Origin of the sequence: Parabacteroides sp. PF5-6 (assembly GCF_029504695.1) — a bacterium.
GTDB lineage: Bacteria > Bacteroidota > Bacteroidia > Bacteroidales > Tannerellaceae > QVMG01.
Window position 1 is genome coordinate 1 of record NZ_JAQFIN010000021.1, and the last position, 20,676, is coordinate 20,676.

Below are 20,676 nucleotides of genomic sequence, written 5' to 3' on the forward strand. Positions count from 1 at the left end.
ACGGCAACGGCGGCGTTTTATCCGTAGCATCAAATTGTTTTGACGCAGGATCGTGTAAAAGGCATCACGTCCGATACAGAATGTATCCTTGAAATTGTCTTATGGCGGTGAGGGTGCTGCCGGGAAATACCTATTTGTGGGGATTGGTGTTGCGGCAGAATACCTATTTGGGGTGATTGCCTTGATTTTTGGGATCGTCTACTTTTGTGGCGAACTAATTTTCAAGCGATGAATAGAATTTTACTACTCTCTTTCTGCTCTCTTTTTGCCTTCTCTCTTTTTGCTCAGACGGAAGAACCGACCACGGTGACGAAGCAGGCGTCGGGCTTTGCTGGGTATGAGAAATTCCGCTTCGGCGGCTATGGCGAGATGGGCGCCAGTTACCTGGATTATGGATTTAACCGGTTTACACCCACCGGCTCCGTGAAGGACAATCGCGGGCAGATCTCTATCCCCCGGTTTATCTTAGCTTTTGATTATAAGTTCTCTCCGACCTGGATCCTGGGTGCCGAGATCGAGTTTGAATACGGGGGTACGGGCGTGGCCCGCGAGATCGAGTTCTATGAAGAAGGGGGCGAATATGAGATGGAAGTGGAGAAAGGCGGCGAGGTGGCTCTCGAGCAGTTCCATATCACCAAACTGATCCATCCTTCTTTTAATGTACGTGCGGGACATCTTATTGTTCCCCCGGCTCCGTTTCGTAGCAACCTGGATGCTACCTCGGAGATCGAAGCAGCGATGGAAGCCTGTGCCGACCTGGCAGAGATCTTTATGGAAGTGAAAACTGCCTTAGACCTGCATTGATGCAATGACACTTGGGTATAAAAGGTTCCGGAAGGCTATTCCGGGAAGTCTCATAACCGGATACAAGGCCCTTCTCGGGCTTTGTATCTTTGTGTTTCCAGCCGTATTCGCCGCCTGTGAAGAGGGATTGGACGATACGGAGATCTACAAACCGGGTGGGAAGCTGGCGAAAGCCGAAGAGCTGTCGGCCGGTAATTCTACGATCTTCACCGCTTCGCCCAAGGCATACGACCAGCCGGCTCCCTGGCTGACGAGCGAATACGAAATACGGTTTAATAAAGGCGATGACCTCTACGACCGCTCCCGCGGGACGGGCGAAGGCGGAGGCAACGGGCTGGGACCGGTCTATGCCGGATACTCCTGTGCCAGTTGCCATAAGAACGCCGGGCGTACGAAGCCGTCGATGTACACCGAAGGGGGATCGGGCAGCTACGGCTTCTCTTCGATGTTGATCTATATCACCCGCAAGGGCGGAGGGTACTTCCCCGAATACGGACGGGTATTGCACGACCAGTCGATCTACGGGGTCGAAGCGGAAGGCAAGGTGACGATCACCTTTACGGAAGAAGAGTTTGCTTTCCCCGACGGGGAGAAGTATGCGTTGCAGACGCCGCATTACGCGATCAGCCAATGGTATGCCGATAGTATTCCGCCGGAAGAACTGCGCATTACCGTGCGTCAACCCCTTCGCCATGTCGGCATGGGGCAGATGATGGCACTCGATCTGGATGAGTTGAAGAAACTGGCCGCGCAGAGTAACTACCCGGAATACGGGATCAGCGGACGCCTGAACTATATCATGGAACGGGGGAAACTGCAGATCGGTGTTTCGGGAAACAAAGCCCAGCATGCCGACCTGACAGTCGAGCTGGGTTTCTCTTCGGATATGGGGGTGACCAACGACCGTTACCCCGAAGAGGTGAGCCAGGGACAAAGCCAGATGATGGGCTTTGCAAACTATGGCGTGGAGATCTCGACCGAAGACATGGAGAATGTCGATCTCTACCTGCAGGGCTTGGGTGTTCCCGCCCGGCGCAATGTGGATAATGCGACGATCAAACGGGGCGAAGAGATGTTTTATGCCGCCAAATGCCATCTCTGTCATACGCCTACCCTGCATACCCGTCCACGGGGAACGGTCCTATTGAACGGTACCCAATTGCCGTGGCTGGGCAGCCAGGTGATTCATCCCTATTCCGATTATCTCTTGCACGATATGGGCCCCGGGTTGGATGATAACTATGTCAGCGGACTGGCGCAGGGTTGTGAATGGCGCACCACGCCGCTCTGGGGTATAGGCCTGCAACGGACGGTGAACGGACATACCTACTTCCTGCACGACGGACGGGCACGCAACCTGACCGAAGCCATTATGTGGCACGACGGCGAAGGGGCAGCATCCCGGATCCTTTATTCCCGTATGTCGAAAGATGACCGGGACGCGGTGATCGAGTTTTTGAATTCTTTATAAATGAACAAGATAATGAAACAGTTTTTACTTATAGGCGCTTGCCTGATTTCTTCTTTCTATTTGCAGGCGCAAGAAAACACAAGAACGACAGTAGACGATACCTATCTGGAGAACGACGTCGTCTCCCTGGCGGGAAAGAAAGGTTTTACCTTCTCGAGCCGTGCGGGTGATTTCCTTTTCAAACCCTATGCTTTGGTACAGGCCTCGGCACGCTTCAACCGTTATGAAGATGTCGGGCTCGACACGCCTTATGCCGATAAGATCGCGAACTCGGGCTTTGAGATCCCCAATGCGATCATCGGCTTTACGGGAAAGGCATACAATATCGTGACTTTCAACCTCTCGGTCAATGCCGCCAAGAGCGGAGGGGCGCTACTGCAACAGGCGTGGTTCGATGTGGCCGTCAAGGAATCGTTCCGTATCCGGGTCGGGAAGTTCAAAACGCCGTATACGCATGCTTACCTGACGACGCTCGGGGAAACCTTGTTCCCTGTACTGCCTTATTCGCTGACACAAGGCGTAGTCTTGCCTTATTCATTGAACGCGGTGAACCCGTCGTTTGCTACGGGCTTCGATCTGGGGGTGCAGATTCATGGGCTGGTGAAGGATAAATGGAACTACCAGGTAGGGATCTTCAACGGCACGGGCATCGATGTGAATACCGCCAACAAGACGATGAGCGACGATCATGACTGGTTGCCTTCATTGCTCTATACCGGTCGCCTGGCGTATATGCCGAAAGGCGTGATGCCTTCCACGCAAGGCAATCCCGATAACCTGAACGACGATAAGATGTTGTTTGCCGTCTCCGGTTCGTACAATGTGGAAGCACAGTCGGAGAGCAGCAACGACCTGCGTGCCGGCGTTGAGTTTGCCTGGATCAAGAACCGCTTTTACTTCGCTGCCGAAGGGTATTATATGAATATGAAGTTCACCAAACGGCAGATGATCTCCAAGGCGTATAACTTCTGGGGTGCCTATGCCCAGGCGGGCTATTTCATTACCGATAAGTTGCAGGGCGCCTTGCGTTATGACTTTATGGACCGGAACGGAACAGATATGGGCGGCACATTGAATATGCCGGCGATCGGCATGAACTATTACTTCTTCGGCTCGAACCTGAAATTGCAAGCGATGTACCAGTACATGGGGCGCAGCGGCCATGAAACGCAATACGACCGCGATGACGACGGGCTGGGTATGCCGATCCATATGGCGACGGTGATGCTGCAATACACCTTTTAAAGGGGCTTAAGGGGAATAAGGGGTTTAAGGGGAGTAAGGCCCTTCCTTAAACCCCTTATCCTCCTTAAACCCCTTATCCCCCTTAATCCCCTTACTCCCCTTTTAAAAAAGAAATCATGATAAAAAAGAATTACCACCTCCCCCTAATCGCAGCCCTCTTCTCTCTCGTAGCCCTCTCCTGCGACGACGGCCGCATCTACCCGTCGGAGCCGGAGGAAGCCACCGGCGGAAAAGCGGCCATGCAGGTCGTTTTCCACGGCGAAGAGGCCTGGCCAAAGGAATATATATTTATCTTTGCCGCCTTCGGCGAAGAGGGAAAGATCCCATTGAAGTCAAAGATTATCTCCCGGCCGGAAGATGTAAACATACCGGTGGCAATGATGCTCAACGGCTTGAATGAGGAAACAAAAACGATCTCTATCGCGGTGGTCAACAAAGGACGTGAACTGATCTATGATTTTTATTCATATCCCGTAGATGATCTGGACAAAGAGATTCTCTTGCCGGTCACCGAGATCGACCTGGCGCGCTACGACCGGGTGCAGCAACAGGTGTTCGAGGCCTATTGCATCCGTTGTCACGGCGCCGGCACGCATGCCGCGGCGGGACTCGATCTGACGGCAGGCAATAGCCATAAGGCATTGGTGAACCGGCCGGCAACGCTTTCGAAAGAAGGTTTATCTCTGGTTGCTCCCGGCCAGCCGGCCGGTAGCTTCCTCTTGGAGATCCTCCGGGAAGACTTGATCCAGTATAACCATACGGACGTCTTGCCCGAAGCCGAACTGATCGACCTGGTCGAAACCTGGATACGAAACGACGCCAAAGAATAAAATAAAAGAAGATGATTGTAGAGAAACAAAAAACAAAGAGAAGTGTGCGGAAAGAAGAGTTAGCGTACGGAGATGTCCGGATACAACTGAGTGCGTTTGAAACGGGGAAAGGCGTAACGGAATACCATGTATTATTAAGTTTGGAACGCCCTTCTTCATCCTTTGAACAGCAATTGAAGAAGTTGCAGAACGCCTATAATACCCTGGTGACAGAAGATCTTCCCGCGGGAGCGGTACCGGCTTTCCGCCGTTACTTCCTGAGTGATGCTGCAAATCAGACCGAACGGTTGATGCAACAGGAGCGCGAAAATACGTTCTGTGCCCTGTCGATCGTGCAACAACCGCCATTGAACGGCACGAAGATCGCCCTATGGGCGTATTTCCTTTCGGAAGCCACGGTACATTCGCATAGTACGGTGATGCACGAAGTGGCACATAACGGATACCGCCACCTCTGGTCGGGTGGACTGTCGAACAAAGCGGCGAACGCGGAGTATCAGACCCGGTTGCTCTTCAACGACTATATCCTGCAACTCTCCGGACAAGGCGTTTCCCTGGTGGCAAACTGCATACGTACCTGGCTGTTTGTGCAAAACGTGGATGTGAATTATGCCGGTGTGGTGAAAGCCCGACGGGAGGTATTCCTGACACAGAACCTGAACGAGACGACGCATTACATCGCCAGTACGGGCATTGAAGGGCGGCATGCCGATCCGGAGGTCTTGGTGCAGATGGATGCCTATAGCGTCGATGGCATCTGTCCCGAGCAGATCCAATATCTCTACGCCCCGACGCATCTCAATCCGACGTATGAGTATGGCGTGACCTTCGAGCGCGGCGTGACAGTGACCTATGGCGACCGCAAACAGATCTATATCTCCGGAACGGCAAGCATTGATAACCGGGGTGAGATCGTTCATCCCGGGAATATCCTGAAACAGACCGGGCGCATGCTGGAGAATATCGAAGTCTTGCTACAGGAAGCCGGTGCAGGCCTGAAAGACGTGATGCAAGCCATCGTCTACCTGCGGGATACCGCCGATTACCTGCCGGTAAAGAAATACCTGCAGACCCATTATCCCGACTTGCCTCACTTGATTGTCTTAGCTCCTGTCTGCCGCCCGGGATGGCTGATCGAAACGGAGTGTATCGCAGTGACTGGGGAAGGAAATAAAAACTTTAAGGCTTTTTAAGGAGTAAGGGGTTTAAGGGGAGTAAGGGGTTTAATGCCTTACTCCCCTTGTATCCCTTAAACCCCTTAAACCCCTTAAACCCCTTGTACCCCTTAAACCCCTTACTCCCCTTTCTTAGCAATCTCAGAAAAGGATCTTCTCAGTATAGGCTTTGCCTTCGACATATACCTGAATGATATAAAGCCCTTCGGATAAGCCTTGCACCTGAAGGGTCGAAGAGGCTTGCCACTGGCTGATCAGGGCACCGCTGACGCTATAGAGCCAGGCTTGTATTATGGGGGAATCGCTTTCGATTGTGATCGCTTGGGATAAAGGATCATAGCTGATCTTCACCGGCGAAGCGGGGCAGATCGTTTCGTTAGCCGTTTCTTTTGAGGTGGTGGAATAGAATTTGAAGGAATGGGCCGGCAGGCTGATCTTCTGGTTACGGGTATCTTCCGTAACGGTGGTGATCGCGCCGGTAAAGAGCTCTTCCCAAGTGCCGATGGTGGTGAAGCCGGCGTACATCTCGATGGGGTTTTCCGTGAAGTTACCCAATACAACCAGGTCTTTCTCATCGCCTTGCAGGCGGATGGCGCGACCGTTGGCCCAGTCGGTACCGGAGGTCTGCATCTCGATAGCGGTAGGCGAAGCGAATAGTTCGGGGTATTGCCGGCGGAAGTCGATCAGGGTGGCGTAGGTGTCGTACAAGGCTTTACGCTCCGCTTCTTCGTAGTATTCCCAAAGCACGGGCTTCTTGCCGGTGCGTTCGTTCTGGTCGATGGAGATGTCATAACCCAGTTCACCGAACTGCCAGACCATCTTCGGACCGGGCGTAGCCATCAGGAAGGCGGCACCCAGAGCAGCGCGTTGCATACGCAAGGCCTTATCGGTATCCATATTGTAGTTGCCATATTCCTGCATCTTATACATCAGGCGTTCCTCATCGTGGCTCTCGCCGTAGGTGATCAGGGCGGGAATGGTCCAGCCCCGGTCGGTATGGCAGCCGCGGTTCAAGGCGCTTTCACTACCTTTCCAACCCATATCACTCTCGGCATAGGCTTTGTTCAGGTTGTTCCACAAGAGAACACCGTCTTGCGCCAGTTCCAGTTCTTCGCGGTTATCGCAGAAATGTTCGAAGATCACGATGGCGTCTTCTTTGATGCCTCTCACCTGGTCGTTGTAGTTCTTCAGGATCGCCACGCGCGAAGCATCATAGGTGCCGGCAGTCGCTTCGGTGGAACGGTTCTGGGTAAAACCTTTGGTCAGGTCGAAGCGGAAGCCATCGACCTTGTACTCTTCGAGCCAGTAGGCCAACACGCGCTTGAAGTAGTCGCGCGTACCGGTATATTCGTGATTGAAGTCGTTGAAGACACTATACGGATGGGGTGCTTCTTGGTTGAACCAGGGATTGTCGGCCGCCGGACGGTCACCGTCCCAGTACAACCGGGCAAAAGGATGCTGGCCGGTGGCATGGTTGAACACCACATCGAGGATCACCGCCATACCCCTTTGGTGGGCGGCGTCGATAAAGGCTTTATAGGCTTCGGCGGTGCCGTATGCTTTGTCGGGTGCGAAGAAGAAACAAGGATTGTAACCCCAGCTATCATTTCCGTCGAACTCCTGGATGGGCATCAGTTCGATGGCATTCACGCCTAAGGATTCGATGTAGTCGAGCTTGTCGTGTACGGCTTGGATGGTGCCGGCGGTGGTGAAGTCGCGCACCAATAATTCGTAGATCACCAGTTCTTCGCGGGCAGGGGTTTTAAAGTCTTTTACTTTCCAGTCGTAAGGTTTCTTTCCGGTCTGAAGAATGGACACGATACCGTCTGTCTCTACCGGATAGGGGTTGAGGTTCGGGTAGGTTGTGGCGGCGATATGGCTGTCGTGCGAAGGATCGAGGATCTTCTCGCAATAGGCGTCGCCGATCTTAAAGGCGTTGTCGATCAGGTATTGAAAGCCATACTCTTTGCCTTTCTCCAAGCCGGTCAAGGTGTACCACCAGTAGTCGCCGTCTTTGTAGAGCTGGTAGGCATTGTCTTTCTTCCAGTTGTTGAAGTCGCCCAACAGGTGCACATGCTCTTTGCCCGGAGCGTAGAGTAGGAGGGTAACCGTCTGGTCGTTGATATAGTTGATGCCGTCGGTCACGCCATCCGGTCGCTTTTGGGTGGTCGGCGTTGTGGGAGTAAAGGCAGCCTCGCCCAGGTTGAGGAAGATATCCCCTCCACCGGTGGCTTTGCCTTCTTTACTCTTATCCGCACTGCGGAAGACAAAGGCCAGTTTGAGGATCTTCTCTCCGGCAGGTACACCATAGTAGCTGCGCACATCGGGGGTGATCGCAAGCTTCCATTGGTCGTTGCCCAGCGATGTTAATTTGTACTTCGCAGCGTTATCTCCCCAGGTGGGGGCGTACATCCAGTCTTGGGTACTACTGCTTTTGTCTGTGATCACTCCGGTATGGGCATACACCTCACCGGTATAACCCTGCAATCCCTTGGTGCCTTCGGCGGCATTGAAGATAATCTCGATAGCGTCGGTATCGGTAAACTCTGCCGGGCTGGCAGTGACTTGTGCCTGCAAGGAAAAAGAGAAGAGGCTGAGAAAGAAGGGAAGGAGTAAGAAAAAGAGAAGATGTCTTTTCATTTCGGTGTAATTGAAAAAGAGAGGGCTATCCCATACGGTGATAAGCCCTCTCCGGAATTTTTCAAAAGTCTATTTCTTTGTCAGAGTAAAGGTATTACCCGCGTCTGCATTCGAGAGTTTCAAGGTGATCGTATACGTCCCTGTTTCCGCTACTTTAATATTACCTCCGTCTAAGACCAGCTTCGTCGGTGTACCTCCCATATTGAGATCCCAACTGTCGTTGGCGCGGAATTTGAATTCCTTACCGCCGGTCAGCGTGGTGGTCAGGGTCCAGGAGTTGCTTCCTTTGTCGTAGATCATGGGGGTACTACTGTCCCAACCGCCTGGGGTGGCATCGCCGATCAGTCCCCATTCGGTTTTTGTTTGCTGATAAGTAAGCAATCCCAAGTCGGCTTTCAGGTAATAGAAGCCGGCTGCCGCGTTCAGGTTGCCTGCGCCACCGTCTGTACTTAGTTTACCTTCGCCACCACTGCCATAGTTCGTATGATCCCAGTCGGGAGCCGAGGTGAACTTATACTCGCCATCCAGATAGACGAAACCATCGTAGACCAGGTCCATCTTCGCGGAGTAGAGAGTAGGAGCCGTAGCCGGTGTCCAGCTTTGGTGATTACCCGGCACATATAAATAGGGACTGATATCACCCAATGGCTCGATCTTGTAGGTATACTCTTCCATGTTCAGGGAGATCTTTACATAACCGATCGCTTCGATCTTGATCGCCTGCGCATTCTCTACCACAATCGAGCCTTCTAAAGATGCATCGCCGTCAACAGCCGTACCAATGACTGCACCCCAGAATTCACCTCCTGCGATATGGGCTTCTTTTGCACTTTCGGGAGCGATCTTAAAGTAAGTTGCACCGGTGGTTTGGATCAGTACGGTGAAATGCGGGTCTTCATATACATCATTGCCGCTATGGTTGAACGGAGTCAGGTTGTCCGGATTCCATCCGTTCATATCACCGATCAGGTAATAGGCCGGTTCGATTGGAAGCGCTTCCGGAGTGACTGCGAATGTGAGTGCATTCGAACGGATGTTGACCGCCTGCTTGTCACTTGTCTCCACAACTGCCACTACGCGTGAGTAGAAGTCTCTCGCGGTAGGTTTCCGGTTGTACACCTTCACGATCACAGATTGCATATCGGCTTTTGCGACGTGGTAGTTCCCACCGGACAATTCTGCCTTGATGACCGACTTGTCGGTGAAGTCTTCCGTTTTCGATAACTGAAGTTCGTAATTCACCGTCGAGCCTTCCGGAAATTGAGGGAAAGACGCTTCCTTAAGAATACCGAAAGTATTATCGGTGATCGTGTTCAGGTCGAACGTGGCTCCCAGATTCGCAATCTGATAGTTGACATCCTGTGCCGCTTCGGGCTCATAGCCTTGCGGAGCAGCTATGTCTTTATTGAAGTCCTCATCACAGGCTGAGAAGCCTGTCATGATGAGGAGTGATAGTAAATATAATGATACCTTTTTCATTTGTTCTTAATTTTTGAGATAAACGTTACTCCTGAATGAAGAAAGCGTAACTTCCTTCGATATCGTTGAAGGTCACAATATAGGTTCCCGGCTTGACAGGGATATTATCGCCTCCCGGATCTCCGAGTCCGAATGGGAACAGACCGCTGTTATTTCCCCAGTTGGTATCCCAACCTGCATTTGCGCGGAACTTCACGGTGCTTTCCGTCTCGAAGGTGACTGTTGCTTTCCAGCTATGGGTCGTATTGCCGATATTCGTCATTTCAATCGGGTTGGCATCCCAGTCGCTGAAATCGCCTAACAATTGGATCGATGAATAAGCCTTCGGTGTTTTGTCCAGCTTGGTGAATGTCAATGATTGTTTCACATCGTCCACATCGATTTGGTACCAGCCGGCTTCGGATACTCCCAGGTGTCCCGGATTACCTCCTTCGCCGTGTAAGTGTTGCAGGTTGGTGTTGCCTGGCAGATCGCCATCTTCACCGTTACCCCACTGTTCGTTCCAGCTGATAGCGCCGTCGATCATACCGATTAGTTTGAAGCCGTTAGAGCTGGTTGCCGCGTCGAAGTATTCCGTAAAGGTAAACTGGCCTACGCCTGTCTTCTTGTCGTATTCGTAGTTGCTGACCAGACTCATTGGGATCAGTGAAGTACCGATATCTTTCATATTTGTATCCCATCCTCCGACGTAGTTACCAATCAGGAAGAAGAAGCTGGGCGCGGCATCTTTCAATTCGATATAATAAGGTAAAACATTCAGTTTGATCGCGTTGGAATAAACCGGAAGAAGACTACTGTTCACCGATGCTTTCAGGCGGACATAGATCTCCATATCGGTATCGGGCGTATCGCTCTCGCTGGCCCATCCGGAGAGTTGCACAATTGCCTTGTCTATTTCCTGTGCATCGATAGCCAGTTTTGCTTCTGTATAGTTATCGGTCAATACCATGTACGAAGCAGCGGCTGTTTCTGTTTCGTCGGTCCAGGTGTCGCTGAGTGCTACCTCAACCGAATAGGATGTTGCAGCGGTGAAGCCGTAATCCGGCTGTGTACAGGTCAGTACGACGGTTCCCGCGTTCTTCAGGTCGTAAACGGCCGTAGCCAGGCCCGGCGTATTCAATACAAACGAGGCGGGTTGATTGTATGTGGGGTTTGAATCCCTGTCGTCGTCGCAGGCAGAGAAGGAAATAACCCCTGCCAACAAGATGATAAAGCTTAGTATCTTTTTCATTGTTTCATTCTTTTTAGATTAATAACCCGGGTTTTGAACCAACTTTTCGTTGGCATTCATGTCGGAAGCCGGTATCGGACAGAGATTGTAGATCGAGCTGACACTTGAGCCTTGCGCAGAGCCACCCTTCCAGTCCCACAGATAGTTGCCGCTGGTGAAGTAGCCATAACGGATCAGGTCCGTCCGGCGATGTCCTTCGGCATAGAACTCCCGTGCTTTCTCATCCAGGATATTATCCAGGGTGATCGACGCCAGTTGAGAGGCATTCGCCCGTGTCCGCAGCGTATTAACCGCACTCAACGCGCTATTGGCATCTCCTCCCGAGCGCAGTGTGGCTTCGGCATAGGTCAGATAAGCTTCTGCCAGACGGAAGAAAGGAATATCGGTGTCCGTGAATTTGGAGTCGGCAGCACTTCTGCCGTCGGCGCGTAGGTTGCTGAACTTCGCAATGGAAAGTCCTTCTTTGAAGGTGTTCACATTGGTGATCTCCACCGTACGTTCGGTCGAGAAGAACAGGGCGCGATCGTCGTTTGCCGCACGGGCTACGGTCGTTTCACTGCCTACAGGCACGTTGCCGTCGCGGAAGAACTTCTTCACTAATGCGGCACGGGCACGAACACCACCCCAGCCTTCGGTCGTTCCCCAGGCAGTCATGCCTTCCGTATGGGTGGCAGCGATCAGATAGAGCGATCCTCCCCAGCTACGGATATTGGCGCCATCCTGCCGGATGGGTAAGATGATCTCCTGCGGTGCCAGGTTTGCACTGCTGCCATCGTTATCGGCCATGAAGAGATGCGCGTAGGACGGGCAGAGTTGGTAACTCGAATCCATCACCTTTTTTGCGTAGGTTGCAGCATCCGCCCAACGGGCTGTGCCGGTGTATACCTCTGCATTGAGATACATACGGGAAAGAAGGAACCAGTTAGCCACCTTATCGGCACGGCCAAACGGTGCTTGTTGGGATTCGTACATATCGCCTTCGATCTCTTGCAGTTCTTTTTCGATATAGTTGAACAGGTCGGCCCGTAGGATCTGATCAGGCAAGTCACTGCTTACCTTTTCCGTAAACGGTACATTGCCGTAGATATCCATCAGGTAATAGAAGTTCAACGCGCGCATAAAGCGGGCTTCCGCTCTTTGGTGCAAACTTTTCTCGTCGGTTTGTCCTTCGGTCATTTCCAGGAAGTGATTACACAGGGTCACGTCGAAGTTCAAGCGAGCATACAAGCCGGTCAGCATCTCATGCGAAGAAGACCAGTTGATATAGTTCAGTTCGGGGATACCCGGGTCTCCCCAAGAGCAGATCACCTCGTCAGAGGGGTATTCGTTGATCGTAAAGATCAGACGGAAGAAAGCGGAAGTTCCTTCATCGATACCATCGACGTCTCCATTCCCATCAGGGCCTTTCTGGCCTGTCAATGCCATGGTTGCGTATATTTTCGCAAAGACGGCATCCTGATCGAATTCTTGTGTGACACTGGGATCGATGGGTGATACATCCAGGTCGCCTATACAAGCCGTTAACGCAAATCCCAAGGATACGGTCAACAGGATTGATTTGATATATCTTAATTTCATGAATCTTGATTTTTAAGGTTATTACTAGAAGTTGAGTGTAACGCCAATTAATCCGACAAGCGGGCGCGGATAAACATTATTGTCTATCCCTCCGTTTATCTCCGGATCTAAGCCGTCGTACTTGGTGATGACAAACAGGTTCTGTCCGGTCAGGTATGCCCGGCCACTGATTGGCGCTCCGAAGAGTGTCGGGAAGGAATAACCGAGTGTCACATTATCGCAACGCAGGAACGAAGCGTTTTGCACATAGTAATCCGAGAGGTAATAATTACCTACGCCATTAAAGCCGGTCTCTATTGCCGATTTCGGACGGTTAGAGAAGAAGCCGCTGGTCGACCAGATGCCGGAAGCACCTACATTGGCCCGGTCGGCTTCGACGTCGTTGTAGACGTAGTTGTTGAAGCTGGCCCGCAATGTAAAGCTCAGGTCGAATTGTTTGTAGGTGAATTTGGATGAAAAGCCCATCAATACATCGGCTGTCGGTTTCTTGTAGATATAACGGTCGTCGCTGTTGATGATTCCATCGCCATTCCGGTCGACAAACAGGTTCTCGATTGGGTTGCCGTTCTTGTCGTATACCTGCTGGTAAACGTAGAAAGAGGAAGCCGCATGTCCGACCATGTGCGCCTGGGCGTTATTACCCGTACCTGCAGAGATCCCTCCGGTAGCTACGTAATAGCCGTCGCCACTGCCTACGGTCAGTTTGGTGATCTCGTTATCGTTGTACGTAATATTGTATCCGATGTCCCAGGTAAAGTCATTGGTCACGATCGGTTTGGCATTGATCGAGAACTCTAACCCTTTATTCTCCAGCGATCCGATATTGCTGATCACACGGTTCTTGAAGTTCGTCCCGGCCGGAACGTCCACCACGTTGATCAGGTCTTTCGTTTTGCGGAAGTAATAGTCCACCGAACCGGTGATCCGTCCGTTCAGGAAGCCATAGTCTAACCCGGCATTCCAGGTGGTAGTCTCTTCCCATTTTAGGTCTTTGTTGTACGCGTCCGGACGGTAGAGCGATTGCATTTCATCGCCGAACTGATAGTAAGCTCCTTCTTCATTGCGTATGTAGGTCGGGATATAGGGATAGTCACCTTGGTTGAGGTTCTGTTGTCCCGTGATACCGTATCCGAGACGTAGTTTCAGGTCGGACAATACATCAATGTCTTTGAGGAATTCTTCTTCTTTCATCTTCCATCCCAGGGCCATGGAGGGAAATAATCCCCAGCGGTTGTCGTCGCTGAAGCGGGAGGTCCCGTCGTAACGCAAGGTGGCGGTAACGAGGTATTTATTCAGGATGGAATAGTTGACCCGTCCGAAGAAAGAGACCAGGTAGCTTTCCGTTTTCCATATTTTGGAAGTGGGTGAGTACTGCTCGCCGGGGAATTCCGTATTGGTTGAAGGATACAGCCCGTAGTAAGCATTTTCGCCCTTGCGGTGGAAGTGTTGCCATTCGTAACCGGCAATCACATCCAGGTTGCTCCAGTTGAAATCTTTCAGGTATTGGGCGTAGGCGTTGAGCGAGAGGTTGTATTTGGTTACTTCTTCAAATCCGTACGATCCGAAATAGTTGTTGGATGCCGAATAGGGAGAAACCGTTGTCGTTTGTTTCCCTTTGGAGAAGTCGCCGCCTAAGTTGGCATGCAGGCGTACATCGGGGAAGAAATGCAATTTGTAGTCCGCTTCGATATTCCCTACGAAGCTGTTGGCTTTGGAGGTATCATCTCTCTGTTCCAGTGTGGCGACAGGGTTGAAAGAAGCCAGTGCGTTAGCTGTCCGTTTCCAGGTCGGGTCGTTCAATGCTGTCCCGTCGATATCCCATTGCCAGTAGCCACCGAAGTATTTCTGGTGTACCTCGTCTGAGCTATAGATCGATTGTGTCGGGTCGAACGAGGCGGCCGCACCGATAGCGCCACCGTCGGCATAGCGGTTTTTGGCGTGCATATACTTCGCGTTGGCATTCAGTTTCAGGTAACCGTCAAAGAACGACGGACTGAGGTTCGCCGAGAGCGTATAACGTTCGAACTTGGATGTTTTGACCACACCGCTTTGGTTGGTATAACCGAAGGAAACGCGATAAGGCATATTCTTCAAACCGCCGTATACGTTGATGTTGTGGTCGGTACTCAGTGCCGTACGGTAGATCTCATCCTGCCAGTCGGTATTGGAAGTGCCCAATTTGGAGAGGATATCGTCCTGTCCGGCGTATAGTTTATTGACATAAGCGCGGAACTCATCGCCATCCATCACGTCCAGTGTGTTACGTACGGAGCTGACCGAGACGTTTCCGTCGTACGTTACCCGGGGTTTAGACCCGGCTGTTCCTTTTTTGGTGGTGATGATGATCACCCCGTTTGAAGCCCTCGATCCATAGATCGCTGTGGCCGAAGCATCTTTCAAGACGGTGAATGTTTCGATATCGTTGGGGTTTACCATCGATAAGGGGTTGGCTAATCCTTTGACACCTTCGTTGTCCATCGCCAGCCCATCGATCACGATCAACGGGTCGTTACTGGCTGAAAGCGAGGAGCCGCCACGGATACGGATCGTTGATCCTCCACCGGGTGTTCCGCCTTCGGAGATCACACTTACCCCGGCGATCTTTCCGCCGATCATATCCTGTGCATTGGTTGTCAGGCCTCGGTTCATCTTGTCAGGTTTGATGGCTGTAACCGATCCGGTAGCATCGTCTTTGCGTACCGTCCCATACCCAATCACCACCACCTCGTCCAAGAGCTCCGAGTCTTCTTGCAGGATCACAATCAGGTTCTGTTGGCCTTGGTAGGGGATTTCTTGTGTTTTATATCCGATGTACGAAATACTTAATACGCCGCCCGGCGCAAGAGAGAGAGAGAAATTACCATCATAGTCGGTAACGGTTCCGTTTGTCGTACCCTTTTCCAGGATACTCGCCCCAATCACGGGCTCACCCGTCGCATCCTTCACGTTACCGCGAACAGTCGCGTTTTGCGCCTGCGCATGGAAGGACAGACTCATTCCTACAAAAAAGAATAGGAGAGTCTTCGCGAAGCAAGACTTCATCTTTTGTTTCATGCATTAGATAAATTTAGATTAATACTCTATTAAAACTTAATTTGCCACTTCTCCAGAAGGATTGTATTTATCATAGTTACTCCTTTTGTGTTACAAAGTCTAAAGATAAATACAATTCATTAAATTTTCAACAAATGTATAGGAATAAAACAGCTGCAAATGTTAAAAAGTTTAGAACGGGCGGGATAAAGTTGTGCAAACGTTGTCGCAATCGTTTGCATTCTCCTTCCTCTTTCTCGTTTGTTGATTTTTAATTCGTATATTCGTAAGCTTTAATTTCGTAATTCGTAATTCGTAATTCGTAATTGTTTACAGCCATGACAAAACGACAAATTACCATCAAAGATATTGCCAAAGCATTATCCATCTCCGCCTCGACGGTTTCCCGCTCGCTGGCCGATCATCCCGACATCAGCCGGGAAACGAAAGAGATGGTGCTTGCCTATGCCAAAGAGCACCGGTACAAACCCAATCCGCTGGCCACGAGCCTGCGCACGAACCGAAACCAGACCATCGGGGTGATCCTGCCCGAGATGGTGCATTACTTTTTCTCCACCGTGCTTTCCGGCATTGAAGATGAAGCGGAGAAAGAAGGCTTCCGGGTATTGGTGAGCCACAGCCGGGAGGAGTATGGCAAAGAGGTGCGTGCCGCCCGGGCGATGCTCGAGGCGCGGGTAAGCGGCGTCTTGGCGTCGGTGGCCAAGACGACCGACACCTACGGGCATTTCGAGGAGCTGATCGAGAACGATATCCCCTTGGTTTTCTTCGACCGCATCTGCCGGGGCATCCTGACCGACCGGGTGGTGGTCGACGATTATAACGGCGTCTGTTCCGCCGTGAGCCACCTGATCGAGACCGGCTGCCGGCGGGTAGCCTTCTTTGGTTCGCCTTCTCAACTGGCGATCTCCAACAACCGCCGGATGGGCTACGAAGAGGCGTTGATGAAACACGGTATACCGATCGATCCCGACTTGATTATCATCTGCGACAACTATACCGACGCGCTCGAGATGACCGAAAAGATGCTCGCCTTGCCTAACCCGCCCGATGCCTTCTTTGCCGTCAACGACGAGACGGCGGTAGGCATTCTCAACAAAGTCAAACTGCTCGGCTACCGCATCCCCGAAGAGATCTCCGTCTGCGGCTTTACCAACAATTCGATCTGTGAGATCAGTGAGCCGGCATTGACCTCGGTCGACCAGCACGGCTACGAGATGGGCGCCACAGCCATGCGTCTGTTGTTGGATCATATCCAGGGCAAACGCGAAGACTGCAAGGTAGTCAGCAAAGTCATCAAAACCAAACTCATCCCCCGCCACAGTACGCGGTAGTTTTTGGGCAGCGAGGCGTTTCGGATTACCCCTTCCCACATAAACGTTTTTATCCCGGTCTTCACCTTTCACCCGATCGCCAGATCCCTGTATTGATCAGCATTTCGGGTGAAAGGTAAAGCTATACCTTAAAAATACCTGAAGGCTTCCCCAAAAAGGCCGGCGGCCTTTGGGAAAACTCCGGCGGCCTTTTGGCAAACCCTGCCGGCCTTTTGGAAAACTCCGGCGGCCTTTTGGGAGGGCCTGGTTCCTATTAATAATTCTTCCCCAAGCTTTCACCCGAAACGCTGATCAATACAGGGATCTGGCGATCGGGTGAAAGGTGGAAGAGGGTACGAAACTTTTATGTGTAGACCTTCCCCAGAAAAACATCGCACTTTGCTCGACCAAAGCGCAATGTTTTTTCAACCCAAGTGTAATGTTTTTTCGCCCAAAGGGCAATGTTTTGGAAAAGGGGGTGTGTGGTGTCAAATAATTATACAGCATTGTCTAATTTTTGGACAGAGGCGAAAAAAAGGATTTTGTTTATCTTGTTGGAAAACAATATTATAACTATTTTGGCACGCTATTTGGTTATAAGAAGTAAAACGAGATAAATTATTAAAACTATACAGTCATGATTAAAATTGAAAACTTAAGCAAGTTATTCCGTACCGAAGAGGTGGAAACGATCGCGTTGAACAATGTGTCCCTGGAAGTGAAAGACGGTGAGTTCGTAGCCATTATGGGTCCTTCCGGTTGTGGTAAGTCCACGCTGTTGAATATCCTGGGATTGCTCGATAATCCGACTTCGGGCGACTATTATCTGGGCGAACTGGAAGTAGGCCATCTGAAAGAGAAAGAACGTACGCAGGTGCGCAAAGGGAATATCGGCTTTGTCTTCCAGAGTTTCAACCTGATCGATGAACTGAACGTGTTCGAGAACGTGGAGCTTCCGCTGACCTACTTGAAGATCAAAGCGTCGGAACGCAAGCAAATGGTGAATGACATTCTCAAACGGATGAATATCAGCCACCGTTCGCATCACTTCCCCCAGCAACTCTCCGGAGGTCAGCAACAGCGTGTGGCGATCGCCCGTGCCGTCGTTTCCAACCCGAAGATGATCCTGGCGGATGAGCCGACCGGTAACCTCGACTCGAAGAACGGTCTGGAAGTAATGGATCTCTTGACGGAGCTGAACAAAGAAGGGACCACGATCATTATGGTGACCCACTCCAAACACGATGCCAGCTACGCCCACCGGGTGATCAACCTGTTTGACGGTAGCATCGTTTCTTCTGTGAGCGAGTTTATCTAAAAAGCCCCTCCAACCTCCCCCAAGGGGAGGCTTTAGAGAGAAAGGGTTACAATTTTTACATTAAAATATGCTTTGAAAGCCTCCCCTTGGGGGAGGTTGGAGGGGCCTCATTGCCTTATGAAAACAATTATCCGCAACTTCCTCAGTGTGATCCGCCGCTTCAAGATGGCGACATTGCTTAATATATTAGGTCTTTCCGTTGCTTTTACGGCGGTGATCGTAATCGGCATGCAGGTCGATTATGACCTGAGTTTCGACACGAATCAAGCCGAGGCGGACCAGATCTACCGCATCAATGCCGAGTTCAACGGACAACGAGTCGCCGTTCTCGCACGCCCATTGATCGAAGAGTTCAAAGACTATTCACCCCATGTGGAAGCCTCGGCGATCTCCAACTCCCTGTTCTCGCAGATGCTGAATCTGGTCTTCGAGGTGGAACGCGATGGTGTACAATATTATTACGAGGAGACATTATTGGATGTGACCGAAGACTATTTCAAGGTGTTCCATTTCGATATGCTGGAAGGGGTGATCGAGAAGGTTCGTGAACCGCAGGTGGCGCTGATCCCTCAAAGTATGGCAGAGAAGATGTTCGGCATGGAATCGCCTATCGGGAAACGGTTGAAAAGCGAAGATCATCAAGTGACTATCGGAGGCGTTTACCGGGATTTCCCAAAGAATAGCTCGACCCCCAACCATATCTATATACGGATGAACGATGAGATGGATAAGGACAATTGGGGCAGCTATAACTATCAGGCGTATGTGCGGATGGCAGCTGGTGCTCCTCCGGCACAGGAGATATTGGATGCTTATGTGGCACAAATTGACTCGTCTCGGTTCGAGCATCTGCCGAATATTCATTTTGAGGCTATCCCGCTCAAAGATGTGCATTTTTCCAATGTCGATTTCGATACGGTCGAGAAAGCCAGTATGCAGATGGTTTGGGTATTATTGGCCATCGCTTTGGTGATCCTGTTGATCGCGGCGATCAATTTCACGAACTACAGTATCGCCCTTACGCCCTTGCGCATCAAGAGCCTCAATACCCAGAAGGTATTGGGCGCTACCGAACCCGAACTGCGTGGGATGTTGGTGGCCGAAGCCATCATCACCTGCCTGTTGGCCTGGGGCCTGGCGATCTTCTTTGTCCATCTGTTGGGTATGACTTCCCTGACGCAACTGATCGGTGCGGATATGGCTATTGGCTTGCATACCTCGCTCTTGTTGATCGTCGGTGGGATCGCGTTACTTGTCGGCCTTTTTGCCGGTATCTATCCCGCTTATTATATGACTTCGTTTGCTCCGGCATTGGTGTTGAAAGGTAGCTTCGGTCTTTCGCCCAAAGGACGTCAGTTGCGCAATGGCCTGGTGGGCGTGCAGTTTGTCGCTTCCCTGGCGTTGATCTCCGTGGTATTCTTTATGTATCTGCAAATGAATTATATGCAAAGTGCTTCCTTAGGCTTTGATAAAGAACAGATTATCGTAACGACACTGAATAAGAAATTAATCGAGAGCAAATCTGCCTTAACCAATGAATTGAAGAATAATTCTCATATCGAAGGCATTAGCTTCGCTAACGACCTGCTCTCGGGCGGTGACAATTTCCAGACCTGGGGACGCAACTACCATGAGCAACAGATAATGTTTCAGTATATAGCTGTCGATACCGCTTTCCTGCGTGTGATGGGTATATCGTTATTAGAAGGACGTAACCTGCGTTCGACGGATGGCACCTATGGTGGGCACGTGATCTTCAACGAAAAAGCGAAGAACGACTTTGGCCTCTCGGTGGGTGATAAAGACAATGATGATGGTGGAGAGGTCATCGGTTTCGTGCCTGATCTGACAATTACCTCCATGCGTAAAAGCGTACAGCCGATGGCATTCGGAATCATTCCCGACGCAGAGGGCCGTTATGCCTATATCCGTACCCAGGCGGGCAGCAACCATGCGGAGACGATGCGGTTTATCCGCGCTACGCTCGATCGCCTCTCCCCGGGTTATCCTTTCAATGTGCGCTTCTTCGACGAGGTGATCAACTCCGCTTACCATACGGAGAATCACGTGACTCAATTGATCACCTGGTTCAGCCTGATTGCCGTATTGATCTCGATGGTCGGTGTGTTCGGTCTGGTGGTGTTCGAAAGCGAATACAAACGCAAAGAGATTGGTGTACGCAAGGTATTGGGTTCGACCACGGGCCAGATCCTGGCGATGTTCAACATCCGTTACGTCAAGATCCTGGCGATCTGTTTTGTGATTGCCGCACCGATTGCCTGGTTTGCCGTAGCCCGCTGGCTGGAAAGCTTTGCTTACCGCACGCCGATGTACATCTGGGTGTTCCTCTTGGCTTTCCTGTTGATCGCTGCCATTACCATCGCTACCGTCACCTTCCAAAGCTGGCGGGTGGCTGATGCCAATCCGGTGGATTCACTGAAAACAGAATGAGGATAATTGTTAATTGTTAATTATTAATGGTTAATTCCAAACCACTATATTATCAGTTAACAACCAACAGCCGCTTAGCGAAGAGCGAAT

12 protein-coding genes and 1 pseudogene are annotated in these 20,676 nt (G+C 51.1%); 8 read left to right on the plus strand and 5 right to left on the minus strand.

The features are described 5' to 3' along the window. Positions 1-228: 228 nt before the first annotated feature. The 5 genes and pseudogenes from M2133_RS15335 to M2133_RS15355 all read left to right on the plus strand — a co-directional run. Positions 229-687 (plus strand): annotated as a pseudogene (locus M2133_RS15335) (hypothetical protein); the annotation flags it as partial. Between the two features lie 208 nt (positions 688-895). Continuing rightward, positions 896-2,275, plus strand: coding sequence for a di-heme oxidoredictase family protein (locus M2133_RS15340; protein WP_277467078.1), 1,380 nt, complete (start codon positions 896-898; stop codon positions 2,273-2,275). Positions 2,276-2,287: 12 nt separating this feature from the next. After that, positions 2,288-3,520 (plus strand): porin, encoded by a 1,233-nt coding sequence (locus tag M2133_RS15345; protein WP_277467079.1) that lies wholly within the window; start codon positions 2,288-2,290, stop codon positions 3,518-3,520. Positions 3,521-3,636: 116 nt separating this feature from the next. Beyond that, positions 3,637-4,350, plus strand: coding sequence for a hypothetical protein (locus tag M2133_RS15350; protein WP_277467080.1), 714 nt, complete (start codon positions 3,637-3,639; stop codon positions 4,348-4,350). Between the two features lie 11 nt (positions 4,351-4,361). Further along, positions 4,362-5,543, plus strand: coding sequence for a Rid family hydrolase (locus tag M2133_RS15355; protein ID WP_277467081.1), 1,182 nt, complete (start codon positions 4,362-4,364; stop codon positions 5,541-5,543). Positions 5,544-5,666: 123 nt separating this feature from the next. On the opposite strand, the gene M2133_RS15360 is transcribed toward M2133_RS15355, so the two are convergent. From M2133_RS15360 to M2133_RS15380, 5 genes are all read right to left on the minus strand, one after another. Then, entirely contained in the window at positions 5,667-8,165 is a 2,499-nt protein-coding gene (locus M2133_RS15360) for an alpha-amylase family glycosyl hydrolase (RefSeq protein WP_277467082.1), read from the minus strand. Positions 8,166-8,234: 69 nt separating this feature from the next. Further along, complete coding sequence (locus tag M2133_RS15365; RefSeq protein ID WP_277467083.1) at positions 8,235-9,605, minus strand: SusF/SusE family outer membrane protein; 1,371 nt, start codon at positions 9,603-9,605, stop codon at positions 8,235-8,237. Positions 9,606-9,669: 64 nt separating this feature from the next. After that, entirely contained in the window at positions 9,670-10,875 is a 1,206-nt protein-coding gene (locus tag M2133_RS15370; protein ID WP_277467084.1) for a SusE domain-containing protein, read from the minus strand. Between the two features lie 18 nt (positions 10,876-10,893). Beyond that, complete coding sequence (locus M2133_RS15375) at positions 10,894-12,453, minus strand: RagB/SusD family nutrient uptake outer membrane protein (RefSeq protein ID WP_277467085.1); 1,560 nt, start codon at positions 12,451-12,453, stop codon at positions 10,894-10,896. Positions 12,454-12,477: 24 nt separating this feature from the next. Then, positions 12,478-15,507 (minus strand): TonB-dependent receptor, encoded by a 3,030-nt coding sequence (locus M2133_RS15380; protein WP_277467086.1) that lies wholly within the window; start codon positions 15,505-15,507, stop codon positions 12,478-12,480. Positions 15,508-15,824: 317 nt separating this feature from the next. On the opposite strand from M2133_RS15380, the gene M2133_RS15385 reads away from it, so the two are divergent. The 3 genes from M2133_RS15385 (at position 15,825) to M2133_RS15395 (ending at position 20,586) form a co-directional block, all read left to right on the plus strand. Next, a complete protein-coding gene (locus tag M2133_RS15385) occupies positions 15,825-16,838 on the plus strand; it encodes a LacI family DNA-binding transcriptional regulator (RefSeq protein WP_277467087.1) in 1,014 nt (337 codons plus the stop codon). A 616-nt stretch (positions 16,839-17,454) separates the two neighbouring features. Beyond that, entirely contained in the window at positions 17,455-18,135 is a 681-nt protein-coding gene (locus M2133_RS15390; RefSeq protein ID WP_277467088.1) for an ABC transporter ATP-binding protein, read from the plus strand. A gap of 117 nt (positions 18,136-18,252) precedes the next feature. Next, the gene (locus tag M2133_RS15395; RefSeq protein WP_277467089.1) at positions 18,253-20,586 is read left to right on the plus strand and encodes an ABC transporter permease; all 2,334 of its coding nucleotides are present in this window, start codon (positions 18,253-18,255) and stop codon (positions 20,584-20,586) included. Positions 20,587-20,676 lie beyond the last annotated feature (90 nt).